A 12846-nucleotide genomic window follows, 5' to 3' on the forward strand; every position below is an offset into this window, starting at 1 on the left:
CCACGGCCTCTTGACGAATGCAATTAGGGTGTGCTAATATCCGACTAAAATAGTAAGGTTTTAGCGCCCCGAAGTGAGCACGCAAAAGCCTTACTCGAAGAAAGCAAAAGCCCAGGAGCTTGACAGTGATAGAGAGAAGATTTTGCGCTCAGATTTCACGAGAAGCGGCCGAACCCTTTATCGGCACCGCCGTTCATATCGATGCGTGGTTGTTGCTTGAATACACAGGACCCTGGAATTATTATGCGGTTGAAGACAGCGCTCTCCCGGAATCGGTCAAGGGGTGGATTGCCTCGCTTAAAGAGGCCTATCCGCGCTTTCGCACCCAATTTATCAGGCAGAACACCCGAATTCAGAAAACCATTACCTGCTTCTTTGTCATCGCACAAGAAGGCAGGCAAGCAGTCTACAAGTTCCAGTTCGGAAGCTATGAAGATCTGCTCTCCATTAATTTCTCGGCAATTCTTTCCGGTCACGCATCATATAACTCCTATCTCTCACAAGATCCTATTTTTCTTGTCTGCACCCACGGTAAGCATGACCACTGCTGTGCCAAGTTCGGAATGCCAATCTATAACGAACTGACACGACTGGTTGGCGCTCAGGCGTGGCAAACCTCACATGTGGGCGGAGACAAATTCGCAGCCAATCTCGTCTGTTTCCCACACGGGCTCTACTATGCACGTGTCACCATCAGTGAGCTTCCGCACATTGTCGCGGCCTATCGCAATGGTGAGGTCTATATCCCAAAGCTGCGGGGGCGCTCCTGCTACAGTCCTATCGCACAGGCGGCGGATTGCTTCTTGCGAGCCCAAACGAGGTCCACGGCGCTAAATGCTTTCAAGCTGGTAGATATTCAGGAGGTAGAAACGGATACCTATACCGTGACCTTCTCCTCTCATACAGACCACAGCATTCATATGCTCACCCTGTCCGTTGAGCTCAAGAATGTTGCCTGCTTCTCTACCTGCAAAGGAATGCACCAGAACCGCATCACCTATACACGGCTTCAGAAGCATGATGTGCTTCTGCCAACCATGCATTCACCATCACAACTCGCATTACACTTTGCTTAGGAGTTTCTATATATTATGTTGAGACATCTATCCGCCACAGCAGGACATCGTTTTCCGAACTGGCGGTTTCATAGTCTGGCGCTCTTATTTTGTCTCTTCTCTCTTCTTATTTCAGCCTGTGGAGGGCAATCCGCCAATACCAACGCCTCCAACACCGATACCGGTGACCGGGTCATCAAACATGCAATGGGCGAAACCAAAGTGCCAGCCCATCCCAAACGGGTCGTAGTGCTGGATACAGGTGAGCTCGACAACGCCATTGCATTGGGTATTACGCCTGTTGGTGCGGTCTCCGCATTCCCGGATGGAAAACTATTGACCTACTGGGGTGACAAGACCAAAGCCATCACGCTTGTTGGGACGATCGCGCAGCCAAATCTGGAAAAGATCATGTCTCTCTCTCCTGATCTGATCCTGAGCAGCAAAGTTCGCCACGAGAAGATCTATAAAGAGCTCTCCGAGATTGCTCCTACCGTCTTCACTGAAACCGTCGGCGCACCCTGGAAAGAGAACTTCAAGCTCCAGGCTGAGGCTCTGAACAAGATAGACGAATACAATCGCCTGATGAATGCATACAATCAGCGCCTGACCGAGTTCAAGCAGAAGATGGGAGCCAAACTATCCAGCACCCATGTTTCAATGGTGCGCGTTCTCTCTGATCGGGTCCGTATTTATCAAAATAAATCCTTTGTCGGTACCCTGCTCAAAGATGCAGGTCTGCCACGCCCTGCGGTTCAGGATAAAGACGACTTCTTTATTGAGGACAGCAGCTATGAGCGCATCAAAGACATGGATGGTGATGTGATCTTCCTGATGAACTATGGAAACAGCGAGGATCGGCTTGAGGAGTTGACACATCAGGCACAATGGAAACAGCTCCAGGCAGTCAAAAGCGGGCGCGTCTATCGTGTCTCCGACGACATCTGGGCCCTCGGGCTCGGCATTGGTGCGGCAGACAAGGTCATAGACGACCTGTTCACCTATCTAGCAAAGTAGTTTCTATGGCTTATAGTAAAGGCTTAACAACAATCCAGAATGGACCATTTCGTAAGCAGCCGCTCCCGGGTTTACTCCTGGGAGTATTGCTGCTTGCACTCGCTGCCTTCACCAGCCTCGCTATCGGTTCCGCGAACATCGATCTTTCGACCGTTCTGCACGCGCTCTTCGCCTTTAGCGGAACCCCGGATCAGTACACTATTCGAGATATCCGTGTTCCCAGAACGTTAATTGCGATCTGTGTCGGGGCAAGCCTGGCTGTAGCCGGTGCATTAATGCAGGCAGTCACACGCAACCCACTGGCCTCACCAGGCACAATGGGAGTCAATGCCGGGGCCTCGTTCCTGGTTGTAGCCGTTGCCTTCTTTATGGGTGGAACCTCGCTTCAGATTTATTCGGGGTTCTCACTGCTCGGCGCAGCGGGAGCCGGACTGCTGGTCTATTTCCTGAGCTCACTTGGACGCAAGGGAATGACACCCATCAAGCTTGTCGTTGCCGGCGCTACCATTTCGACGCTCTTTTCATCGCTTTCACAGGGTTTCCTGACTATTCGTGAAAGCGCATTAGACGAAGTCCGTTTCTGGCTGGCGGGCGCGGTTGCCGGACGCAACATGTCCCTCTTCCTGCAAGCGCTTCCCTATATGGCAGTGGGTCTACTTATCTCTCTCATCATCAGCAAGCAAGTAACCATTCTCAGTCTGGGTGACGACGTTGCCCGTGGCCTGGGGATACGGGTTGGCGCGATCAAACTGGTCGCCGCTGCAACAATCGTCCTGCTTGCAGGTGGTGCGGTCTCCATTGCCGGGCCAATTGGCTTTGTCGGCCTGGTGATTCCGCATATTGTCCGGGCACTGGTAGGTACTGAGTATCGCTGGATCATTCCCTATAGCATGATATATGGCGCGTTATTGCTGCTGCTCTCGGATATCGTCGCTCGCATTATTTTCCATCCTGGAGAAGCTCCGGTTGGCGCAATTACAGCACTGGTCGGTGCCCCCGTCCTGATCTGGCTGGTCAGACAGCAAAACGCCAGAAAGGGGAAAGAGAATGCGTGATTGGTTTGTCTTCCGCTCAAAAGCGCTTCCCCTGTCGTTTCGCGTCAAAAGAAATGTGCCACTGGTGTTGCTGATCCTGCTGGTACTGATCCTGGCCGTCTCGGTTATCTCTATCAGTGTTGGTGAATTTCAGATCTCGATACCGGATGTGCTTGCGACCCCTTTTGGCGCAGGAGATAAACGGTTCACCTTTATCATCATGCGGCTCCGGCTTCCACGAGCCCTGATTGCGATTTTTGTGGGCATGGCAATCGCCGCCTCGGGCGCTATTTTACAGGGCTTAACCCGCAACCCGCTGGCCTCTCCTGATATCATTGGTATCAGTCACGGAGCCAGTTTAGCCGCCGTCGGCCTCATTATTTTTGCAAGCTGGATCTCGATTACCTTCGTTCCCGTGGCTGCCTTTCTCGGGGCGGGCGTGGCAGCACTGCTTGTTTACCTGTTGGCCTGGCGCAAAGGCAGCTCGCCTATTCGTCTTATTCTCGTGGGTATCGGCCTTTCCGCAATCGCCTCAGCGCTGGTCCAGATCATGATTTCCACCTCGGAGATCTTTCGGGTCAATCAGGCACTGGTCTGGCTGGTAGGAAGCATCTACGGGCGCAGTTGGGGTGAGTTCTGGGCATTGGTACCCTGGCTGGTAATCTTTCTACCGCTGGCCTTTTTCCTGGCGCGTCATCTTGATGCTCTGCATCTGGGTGATGATCTGGCCCGCGGACTTGGAAGCAATATCGAACGCTTACGCCTGATTCTGTTAATCACCGCAGTAGCGCTGGCTGGAAGCTCGGTCGCAACTGCCGGGACCATCGCCTTCGTTGGCTTAATGGCCCCCCATATCGCGCGGTTGCTGGTTGGTCCCTCACATAACGGCCTGCTTCCGACAGCCTCTCTGCTCGGAGCTTTGATTGTCGCACTCGCCGACCTCCTGGGACGCGTGCTATTCGCTCCTATCGAGGTTCCTTGCGGTGTTATTACAGCCGCGATCGGCGCACCCTACTTTATCTGGTTATTACTCAGGAGCCGCAATCTATAGGAGGTTTTTCTTGATGAGCGCACTGCAAGCAAAGGATATCACCGTTGCCTTTGACAAAGTTCGAGTACTTGAAGATTTAAATGTAGAGATCCCAACAGGAAAAATTACCGCGCTGGTCGGAGGAAATGGCAGCGGCAAAACAACACTTTTACGAGTACTCTCACGCCTGTTGAAGCCAACCGGAGGCACAGCCTATCTTGATGGAAACGCAATCGCTCATCTCCCTCCCCGAGAGATTGCACGGCGTCTGGGCATCCTGCCACAATCTCCTGTTGCTCCCGAGGGTATGACGGTTCGCGAGCTTGTAGCCCAGGGGCGTTACCCCTATCAGACGTGGTATCGGCAGTGGTCAGAGGAAGATGAGGAGATGGTACAGAAGGCTCTGGAAACCACCCATCTGACCGAACTGGCTGAACGCCAGGTAGAGCATCTCTCGGGCGGCCAGCGCCAACGGGTCTGGATCGCGATGGCGCTGGCACAAAACACGCCGATTCTGCTGCTTGATGAACCGACAACCTATCTGGATCTCGCGCACCAGGTCGAAATTCTGGACCTGCTGGACGAGCTGAACGCCAGAGAGGGACGCACCATCGTCATGGTTCTTCACGACTTGAACCAGGCTTGCCGCTATGCTCATCACATCGTGGTGCTTCAGAAAGGAACAATTGTCGCTTCAGGCGATCCCTGTGAAGTGATAACAGAAGAACTGGTACGCGGAGCCTTTGGCATTGAGTGTCGTCTGATTGCCGATCCTCTGACCGGCACCCCGCTCTGTGTCCCATCCATGCGACGCACGAACTGCGATAACTGTGTCATGCGGACGATCCCCCCAAAGGTCAGCGTCTCCTGAGGATCGAGAGATCCATAAATCAGGATCTCTAAAATAGAGAAAAGAATAAATGCCTCTTTGTCAGGCGCTCCCACAACGGGAGCCAGTACAAAGAGGCATCTTTTTCTTCTGGATGGTCGTTCTCCGCCGATATATTATTCGACCTTGATCCGAGGATCAACAACCGAGTACAGCAGGTCCGAGATCAGGTTACCGACCACAGCACAGGAAGCAAAGAGCAGGGTTGCTGCAACAATCACCGGATAGTCGCGGTTATTGATCGCGTTCAGACCAATACTACCAATGCCAGGGATGTTGAAGATCTGCTCGATGAAGAAGGAACCTGTAATCAGGAAGCCAACAGAAACGCCGATCAGCGTTACCAGAGGAATCAAAGCGTTGCGGAACGCGTGACGATAAATAACAACTCGCTCCGACATTCCTTTCGCGCGTGCCGTACGGACATAGTCCTGTCTGAGCACTTCCAGCATAGTGCTACGGGCATAGCGTACAAAGCCAGCAAAGCTCAAAGCCGCGTATACGACAATCGGCACAATTTTATACTGCAAGTCTTCCCATCCATACTGCCAGGGTTGACCCCAGTTCGCGACAGGCCAGGGGAAACCGGCTTTATTCAGCCAGACAATGAAGACCTGAGCAAATACTGCGAGGATGAAAGATGGCAGCGCCCACGTTAACAGTGAAAGACCAACCACCAGCGTATCTATCCAGGTGTTTGCTTTCAGCGCTGCAAGAATTCCCAGAGGAAGCCCGACACAAATCGTAAGCAGGAAGCCCCAGAAGCCCAGTTCGGCAGAAGCAGGGATACCCTGAACAATCATTTCAGATACCGGGCGCCCGATCTCCTGATATGAGAGACCGAAATCCAGCTTCAACACACCGCCCATATATTCAACATACTGCTGGAGAATGGGCTTATCCAGCCCATACTGGTGTCTGAGCTGCTGATAGACCTGTGGATCCTGGTGCTGACCCATCATGTTCCTGATAGGATCACCCGGGGCAAGTCTCCCCATCATAAATGTGATGAAAGAGATACAGAGAACGACAAATAGGAAACCTATCAGGCGTTTAATAAGAAATTGGACCATCCCTATCTCCTTGTGATAGTTATCAGCTTTTTGTTAACTCGGCTGACAGTGCTCTATTGTATATACGCATGCAAGCTCAAGATTCTCTCAAGAGAGACGCCCGAGGGTGCGCGCCTTTCGCCAAGAAAAACATGCTGCCACACGTCAGCCCTGATTGTGACTCTTCGCTGATGTTTGATTATCTTTTACCTATCCTTCATGGAATACAGGCTTTTCGCTCTTTCCATGATGATAGTGCGATAATCTTTCTATTAGGATAGGCACCTCTTCAAATGAGGTTGATATAGAAGAGCAAGAGGGAGGCTTGCTCACGACCACTTCCTATCTCCATCATAACAGAGGGATCTTTCGATAAGAAATGGTCAAGAATATAACACAGAGTATATCACGGATGCGCTAAAAATGAAACGCCGCCTCTTTGCTCAGACACCGGTTACCCACTCCCGCAGCGCTGGATTAGCGAAAAAGAAAAAGGGTATCTCCCGTGAGAGCATACCCTTTTCTTCTTACCATCTGCGTTCCTCTGGCGAGTTGCGCCTAACTATGCGTTCTCAACCACGGCCTCTTCAGCCTCTTCCGCTTTGCGCTTTCCGCGGATGGTGATAAGGCTTGCCAGGCCAACCAGAACAACCAGCGCCACAATCACGATCACGTACAGACCGATCACTCCTGTGCGTGAACCAAGACCGGACAGAATACCAACCAGCGCGAAATCAGCGTCACCGAACGTGGTATTGCTCAGACCCAATGAGCCCATAAAGGCCAGCAGAAGGGCAGGCAAAAACGTAATCAGCAAACCATTGATGAAGGCGCCCAGAATCGCACCAAAGCGGCCACCTGTCGCGTTACCGTAGACACCAGCGGTACCACCATCGAAGAAATGGGGTACCATACCGGGGATAATCAACGCCAGCCCGAGTGGGCCCATCAGGAACAGACCAACAATACCACCGACCAGGCTTGAAATAAAGCCAAAAACGACGGCATTGGGAGCAAATGTAAAGGTGGTCGGGCAGTCTAGCGCGGGCAGGGCATTCGGTACAATGCGCTCCGCGATACCCTGGAAGGCAGGCACAATCTCCGCCAGGATCATACGCACGCCCATCAGGATGATTGCCACACTTGCACCAAAGGTCAGCGCTTGTGTAAAGGCATACATCAGGTAATTGCTACCACCGGCCTGAGAGGCGATCGCAGCCGGTCCAGCGATAATGGCCAGGATCAGGTAGATCACGATGACAGTCATCGTGGTCATAACCAGTGAGTCGCGCAGGAAGCTGAGCTGCTCAGGCACCTCAATTTCCTCGGTAGAGCGGCTCTTGTCCTTCATTACCTTGCCAACCCCTTTACCGATCAGACTGGAAATGATGTATCCGACCGTGTTAAAGTGCCCCAGAGCAAAGCCTGCTCCCTCGGTCACCTTCTGAGTAAAAGGGTGGACAAGTGCAGGCAGCACTGTTGCAGCAGTACCGAGCAGAAGCGCACCCAGAATGATCTGGTTCACGCCAGTAATACCAGCACTTCCCAGCACCACTGCCAGCAGGGTCGCCATAAACAAAAGATGATGCCCTGTCAAAAACACGAATTTTGCAGGAGTAAAACGCGCCAGCAGGATATTGACCACAAAACCGAGAGCCATAATCGCGGCTGTCTGGGTGCCAAACGCCTTCTGCGCCAGACCAACAATGGCCTCATTCGTCGGCACCACCCCATGCAGGTGGAAGCCAGCCTGTACCATCGCTCCCAGTGGGGTCAACGTTCCTGAAAGCAGGTCCGCACCCGCAGACATAATCAAAAAGCCAAGAATGGTCTTGAGGGTTCCTGATACCACATCGCCGGCGGAGCGCCGCATAAACAGCAGGCCGACCAGCGCAATGATACCCACCAGCAGCGCCGGTTTACTCAAGATCTCATTGACGATAAACTGAAGAACTGCTACAAGAATATCCATCTCGAATACCTCTTCCGCATGAAAGATTTGGGCTTGTGGCTACTCCGGATTCAGGAGCCCTTTTTCTCACCCTGTACGATTGGAAGAAGCTTCTCGCCGATCTCTTTCTTATCAACATAGTTCTTCACAACGACGACAGGAATGTTCTTGTTTTGCAGGAGCTTGGAGAACTCCGACGACGTAACAATTACATCAGCAGTTTCAGATTTAGCAATACCAATATCTGCCGTACGAACATCCGCTTTAATCCCGGCGCTCTTCAGCACAGACTCGATACTCATTTTCAGTACCATACTGCTGCCAAATCCCATACCGCATACTGCGAGAATCTTCATGATTTCCTCCTTCATAAAAGAAACAACAATACAAAAAGGGCTTCTACTCACCAGCCTGAGCAGCCGCAATGATCTGTAATACTTCGTCAACCGAAGTACTGTGACGAATTGTCTCCATAGCCTGCTCATCTTCGAGCAATCCGGCGAGAACAGCAATCGCCTCTACATGCTTGCTGTTGTCCTCGGCTCCCAGAGCGAAAGCGACACTGACTGGATCATTATCCGGATTGCCAAACTCAATCGGAGGATCAAGGGTAACCAGGCTCATACAGAGCTGCCTTACCCCATCCTCAGGCCGAGCATGTAAAAGCGCGACTCCCGGAACAATCACCATATAGGGGCCATGCGTCTTTAATGAGTGTTTCATGGCTTCTATATAGCGCGCATCTGCATTTCCACTTGCAACCAACAACTCGCCCGCTTTCTGCACAACATCCATTCGTCCTGTTGCACGTACCTGCAAGCGAATTGTCTCTTTCGTTAACAAATGATCCAATTGCATAGCCACAATCCATCCTTTGCGCAGTGAAAAATGGTGTATTTTGTATTACCTTATCGACAATTCCACGCGATTCTATATACCAGTTATCGGAGAACATACCCGCTTGCCCCCTGCTCTCCCATCATCATCGCCTGGTTGCGTATAAACAGTGTAGCACACAAAGCTCCTCTTTTTAAAGATCAGTTTATATGTCAGAGCATGCTCAACCGGATACCTTCAGCGATAAAAAGAAGAAAACGAATGGACAAAAAAGAGGCGAGCCCCGTGCTTGATTGATCTCCAGAACCGGCCTCTTTTTTCCTATGAACTCTACCTATTACAAAGAACACGCGAACAGGGGAAAAGCTTCCCCGGGAAGGGATGGAGCTATGCCAGCAGCGCACATCCCTAGCCCTTGAGTGCTCCCATGCGCACACCTTCCAGGAAGTAGCGCTGAAAGATCAGGAAGAAGACAATCATTGGGAGTGCAGCCAGCGCCGCACCGGCAAAGATGATACCATAATCGGTTGAAAACTCGCTCTGCAAGCTATTCACGCCAACCGGCAGGGTAAAGCTTGCCGTATCGCTCAACACAATCAACGGCCATAGGAAGTCATTCCAGTGTCGCACAAAGGTAAAGATTGCCAATGCACCAATCGCGGGCTTACAGAGAGGAAGAATCACATGCCAGAACACCTGAAGCTCGTTACAGCCATCAATGCGTGCGGCATCCAGCAACTCGGACGGAAGCGTCTGAATATACTGCCGCATCAGGAAGATGCCAAAAACATTAGCAAAACCAGGCAAAATGACGGCCCAGAGCGAGTTCAAGAGATCCAGTTCACGAGTCACAATGTACATCGGAACCAGGGTGACATAGGCAGGCACCATCAGCGTTGCAACAATAATCCAGAACAGGATATTGCGGCCCGGGAATTGCCGTTTCGCAAAGGCATATCCAGCCATCGTATCAAAAAGCAGGTGAAAGAGCGTAATGGCGATCGAGATCAGAAAGCTATTGAAGCCCCATGACCAGTAATCTGGTGCGCGGGTCAGCAGGCGTTCAAAATTGGAAAGGCTGGCATGCAACGGCACCACATCGGGCGGCGTCTTCAACGTATAGGTTGTTGGCGTCAGCGCGGTCACAAACAGCCAGTACATCGGCCAGAGCGAGATACAGCTTGTTACGATCAAGACAAGCCAGGCCAGTGCGGTACTGGGTTTGAACGGCGCTTTGCGGACGGTTGGCGTTGCCCGAAGTTCCATCGTTAATACTCCACATCCGTTTTAAACACACGAAACTGTACAACAGCCACAGCGGCAATCATCAGAAACAGGACAAAAGCCTGTGCGGAAGCCAGCCCATAGCGGAACTGCTGGAAACCATTCTCATAAATCTGTGTCACGATTACCTGAGCGCTATCGCCCACGCCCGCCGGGATCATCACAAAGACCTTCTCAAACACCTCAAAGCTGGCAATAGTATAGAGCACGACCAGATAGAGCGTCGTTGGCTTAATCAAAGGAAGCGTGATATGCCACCAGCGCCGAAATGGACCCGCACCATCGATACGCGCCGCCTCATAGAACTCGGTGGGGATACTGCCCATCGCAGCATTAAAAAGCACAACCCCGGTTGCTGGAACTGTTAAAACGGTCGACAGAGTAATGCTTCCCAGAACAAGATTCGGGTCGGAAAGCCAGCGCACCGCAGGAAGATGGACCAGACCAAGCAGATAATTCAACAGGCCATATTCACTGTTATAAATCCAGCGCCAGGTAATCGCGATAATCACCACACTGGTTACAGCCGGAAGATAATATGCTGCCAGAAAGAACGTTTTCCAGTGTTTGCTTCGTCCCTGAATCAAACTGGCAAGCGCCAGTGCAATCAGCACATTTGCGGTGACCGTGATGATGGTATAGAACAGCGTATGCTCGATTGCCCGTAAGAACACGCCATTCTCAGTTGTAAAGGCCCGTACATAATTGGAAAAGCCTGCCCATGTCCCATCCCAGGCGAAATCATAGTTCTGGAACGAAATCACCAGCGCCCAGAGCACCGGGATCAGAATGAAGACGGTGAACACCGTAAAGCTTGGGAGAACAAAGAAATAGCTCCATCCATAGGCTTTGAAGAAGCGAGCGATTTTTCCACGAACACCGGAAGGTCGCTTCAGATTTTCTTTTTCTAAAGCAATGTTCGACATTACCTACTCCTCACACGGGAAAGCAAGTGGCTTTAACGCTTTGCTGTCCATCTCTCCCAAAGAGCCTGTGAGCCAAAAACGTTAAAGCCACCAGGAACAGCCATTGCCTTTGATTAGCTACCGGACAAAATAGAATTGATCTCGCTGGCAGGCCCGTCTAGAGCCTCCTTGACCGATATCTTGCCCAGAACAGCTTTCTGAATGGAGTCATGCAGAATTTTCCGAATCTGAGGCCACTGCTTAATCATCGGGGTAATATAGGTGTACTCAACAAACGGCGTAAACATGTTGATAGGATCTTGCACAACAACGGATTTACGTGCTCCGGGTGCCAGATAGTAGCCGTCGACATCTTTCGCGACCTGAGAGCCAGTCAGATAGCGTGCCATTTCCATCGCCAGCTTGAGCTTGTTTTCGTCGCGCAGATTTGCGACTGAGATCAAACCAATACCGCCAGCGGTAATGTGTTTCCCGCTTGCACCAATAGGCATCGGCTTAACCACAAAATTCATATTCTTGTTCCGGTAGGTCTTTGAAGAACCACTTGGCTCACTGTACATGGCATAATTGCGCTTTTCGCTAAAGCCGGTAATCAGATCAGCGGGTGCCTGGGTGCCAAAATCGGGAGGAGTAACCTTGTATTTCAAGGCCAGATCAACCAGCTTTTGCAGACCGGAGTAGCCTTCAGGCGTATTAAAGGTGTATTTCTTGTTATCCTTGCTCAGCGGATAAGCGCCGTCGCCCATAATAATAGGCCAGGTGTTTACCACACCTGCGTCAATCACGCCTGAATACCCGTAGACTTTCTGCCCGTTGCTGCGGGTAAAGGTCAGACGTTTTGCTATGTCAACAAACTGCTCGTATGTCCAATCGTCAGGAGGAACTTCTACACCGCGTTCTTTAAAAATATCAAGGTTGAGGAACATACCAACCGGCGGAACCCATAACGGCCAGGAATAGTGCTTCCCGTCATCTCCCCGTACAGAGTCCAGGAGTTGCGGATAAATATCTTTCTTGTCATCCTCGGTCAGAAAATCGTCGATAGGCGCGACCGATTTTTGTGCTACCAACTGCTGTAACACATCAGAGGGAAGACGAAATACATCGACGGTACTGCCACTCTGGACAGCCTGCACCAGCTTGGTAAAACCGGCCTGATCACCGGTATATCCGGTCACATCGACAGTCAGACCAGCATGGCTTTTCTTAAAGGCAGCAACCGCTGCATCGGTCAGTTTCCCGGTATCATTTCCTCCTTTTGGTGAATATCCTAAGACCCAATACCGTAACTTGTTGTCCTGGGCAGATCCTCCAGAGCCACCACAAGCAGCAAGCGCAGCCCCGAGCATCGTTGAACCAACAATGATCTTACTCCCGTTGACAAAGAAGTGGCGACGCGTCATTGAACTAACCATACCATTTACTCCTTACCAAATTGGCAACATTGCCAGGTTGAGCCAGACCCCCTTGAGGTCATTGTTCGAGAACCAATTGAACGACCCGGCTTCAATGCCGAATCAAAAAAAAGAAAGCCAGCGGGAACTGTCATACTGACAGAACAAATGATGCCTTAATCACTCACCAGTATCTTCAATAGGTAGATGGCGCCAAAATGAAGAAGCTTTTTACCCATACCCCTTTCTTTCCATATGGGCCTTGTAACACCGTTGAAGATAATCCATTCTAGCGGTTCATTATCGGGCGTCAATAGCAATAGAAACCTCTACTGAATGCATAAATTATACATAACCTATCTCACATTTTGCAAGAC

General features: G+C 51.1%; 12 protein-coding genes. 5 read left to right on the forward strand and 7 right to left on the reverse strand.

From position 1 onward, the window contains the following. Positions 1 to 125: 125 nt before the first annotated feature. The 5 genes from EI42_RS10100 to EI42_RS10120 are packed head-to-tail and all read left to right on the forward strand — an operon-like array spanning position 126 to position 5007. Positions 126 to 1076, forward strand: a complete 951-nt coding sequence (locus EI42_RS10100; protein WP_170142519.1) for a ferredoxin family protein — start codon at positions 126 to 128, stop codon at positions 1074 to 1076. Between the two features lie 15 nt (positions 1077 to 1091). Continuing rightward, positions 1092 to 2072 (forward strand): ABC transporter substrate-binding protein, encoded by a 981-nt coding sequence (locus EI42_RS10105; protein ID WP_111321464.1) that lies wholly within the window; start codon positions 1092 to 1094, stop codon positions 2070 to 2072. Positions 2073 to 2077: 5 nt separating this feature from the next. Beyond that, positions 2078 to 3127 (forward strand): FecCD family ABC transporter permease, encoded by a 1050-nt coding sequence (locus EI42_RS10110; RefSeq protein ID WP_111321465.1) that lies wholly within the window; start codon positions 2078 to 2080, stop codon positions 3125 to 3127. Next, complete coding sequence (locus tag EI42_RS10115; protein WP_111321466.1) at positions 3120 to 4157, forward strand: FecCD family ABC transporter permease; 1038 nt, start codon at positions 3120 to 3122, stop codon at positions 4155 to 4157. The genes EI42_RS10110 and EI42_RS10115 overlap by 8 nt, the downstream gene beginning before the upstream one ends. A 13-nt stretch (positions 4158 to 4170) precedes the next feature. Then, positions 4171 to 5007 carry an ABC transporter ATP-binding protein gene (locus EI42_RS10120; RefSeq protein WP_111321468.1) on the forward strand — a complete coding sequence of 279 codons (837 nt, stop codon included), beginning with the start codon at positions 4171 to 4173 and terminating at the stop codon, positions 5005 to 5007. A 134-nt stretch (positions 5008 to 5141) separates the two neighbouring features. Here EI42_RS10120 and EI42_RS10125 read toward each other — a convergent pair whose 3' ends face one another. From EI42_RS10125 to EI42_RS10155, 7 genes are all read right to left on the reverse strand, one after another. Continuing rightward, positions 5142 to 6098 (reverse strand): ABC transporter permease, encoded by a 957-nt coding sequence (locus EI42_RS10125; RefSeq protein WP_111321469.1) that lies wholly within the window; start codon positions 6096 to 6098, stop codon positions 5142 to 5144. Positions 6099 to 6639: 541 nt separating this feature from the next. Beyond that, positions 6640 to 8049, reverse strand: coding sequence for a PTS ascorbate transporter subunit IIC (gene ulaA / locus EI42_RS10130; RefSeq protein WP_111321471.1), 1410 nt, complete (start codon positions 8047 to 8049; stop codon positions 6640 to 6642). A gap of 50 nt (positions 8050 to 8099) precedes the next feature. Then, a complete protein-coding gene (locus tag EI42_RS10135) occupies positions 8100 to 8384 on the reverse strand; it encodes a PTS sugar transporter subunit IIB (protein ID WP_111321473.1) in 285 nt (94 codons plus the stop codon). Between the two features lie 43 nt (positions 8385 to 8427). Next, positions 8428 to 8886 carry a PTS sugar transporter subunit IIA gene (locus EI42_RS10140; RefSeq protein WP_111321475.1) on the reverse strand — a complete coding sequence of 153 codons (459 nt, stop codon included), beginning with the start codon at positions 8884 to 8886 and terminating at the stop codon, positions 8428 to 8430. 387 nt (positions 8887 to 9273) lie between these two features. After that, entirely contained in the window at positions 9274 to 10131 is an 858-nt protein-coding gene (locus EI42_RS10145) for a carbohydrate ABC transporter permease (protein ID WP_111321477.1), read from the reverse strand. Positions 10132 to 10133: 2 nt separating this feature from the next. Beyond that, the gene (locus EI42_RS10150) at positions 10134 to 11075 is read right to left on the reverse strand and encodes a carbohydrate ABC transporter permease (RefSeq protein ID WP_111321479.1); all 942 of its coding nucleotides are present in this window, start codon (positions 11073 to 11075) and stop codon (positions 10134 to 10136) included. A 113-nt stretch (positions 11076 to 11188) separates the two neighbouring features. After that, positions 11189 to 12490 (reverse strand): extracellular solute-binding protein, encoded by a 1302-nt coding sequence (locus EI42_RS10155; protein ID WP_111321481.1) that lies wholly within the window; start codon positions 12488 to 12490, stop codon positions 11189 to 11191. Between the last annotated feature and the right edge of the window lie 356 nt (positions 12491 to 12846).

The sequence above is a fragment of the Thermosporothrix hazakensis genome (assembly GCF_003253565.1).
GTDB classification, from domain to species: Bacteria; Chloroflexota; Ktedonobacteria; order Ktedonobacterales; family Ktedonobacteraceae; genus Thermosporothrix; species Thermosporothrix hazakensis.

What these genes read in the sequence shown, in the direction of transcription:
- EI42_RS10105 (WP_111321464.1), top strand. Translation starts at nt 1,092, where the DNA reads ATGTTGAGACATCTATCCGCCACAGCAGGACATCGTTTTCCGAACTGG.
- EI42_RS10110 (WP_111321465.1), top strand. Translation starts at nt 2,078, where the DNA reads ATGGCTTATAGTAAAGGCTTAACAACAATCCAGAATGGACCATTTCGT.
- EI42_RS10115 (WP_111321466.1), top strand. Translation starts at nt 3,120, where the DNA reads ATGCGTGATTGGTTTGTCTTCCGCTCAAAAGCGCTTCCCCTGTCGTTT.
- EI42_RS10120 (WP_111321468.1), top strand. Translation starts at nt 4,171, where the DNA reads ATGAGCGCACTGCAAGCAAAGGATATCACCGTTGCCTTTGACAAAGTT.
- EI42_RS10125 (WP_111321469.1), bottom strand. Translation starts at nt 6,098, where the DNA reads ATGGTCCAATTTCTTATTAAACGCCTGATAGGTTTCCTATTTGTCGTT.
- ulaA (WP_111321471.1), bottom strand. Translation starts at nt 8,049, where the DNA reads ATGGATATTCTTGTAGCAGTTCTTCAGTTTATCGTCAATGAGATCTTG.
- EI42_RS10135 (WP_111321473.1), bottom strand. Translation starts at nt 8,384, where the DNA reads ATGAAGATTCTCGCAGTATGCGGTATGGGATTTGGCAGCAGTATGGTA.
- EI42_RS10140 (WP_111321475.1), bottom strand. Translation starts at nt 8,886, where the DNA reads ATGCAATTGGATCATTTGTTAACGAAAGAGACAATTCGCTTGCAGGTA.
- EI42_RS10145 (WP_111321477.1), bottom strand. Translation starts at nt 10,131, where the DNA reads ATGGAACTTCGGGCAACGCCAACCGTCCGCAAAGCGCCGTTCAAACCC.
- EI42_RS10150 (WP_111321479.1), bottom strand. Translation starts at nt 11,075, where the DNA reads ATGTCGAACATTGCTTTAGAAAAAGAAAATCTGAAGCGACCTTCCGGT.
- EI42_RS10155 (WP_111321481.1), bottom strand. Translation starts at nt 12,490, where the DNA reads ATGGTTAGTTCAATGACGCGTCGCCACTTCTTTGTCAACGGGAGTAAG.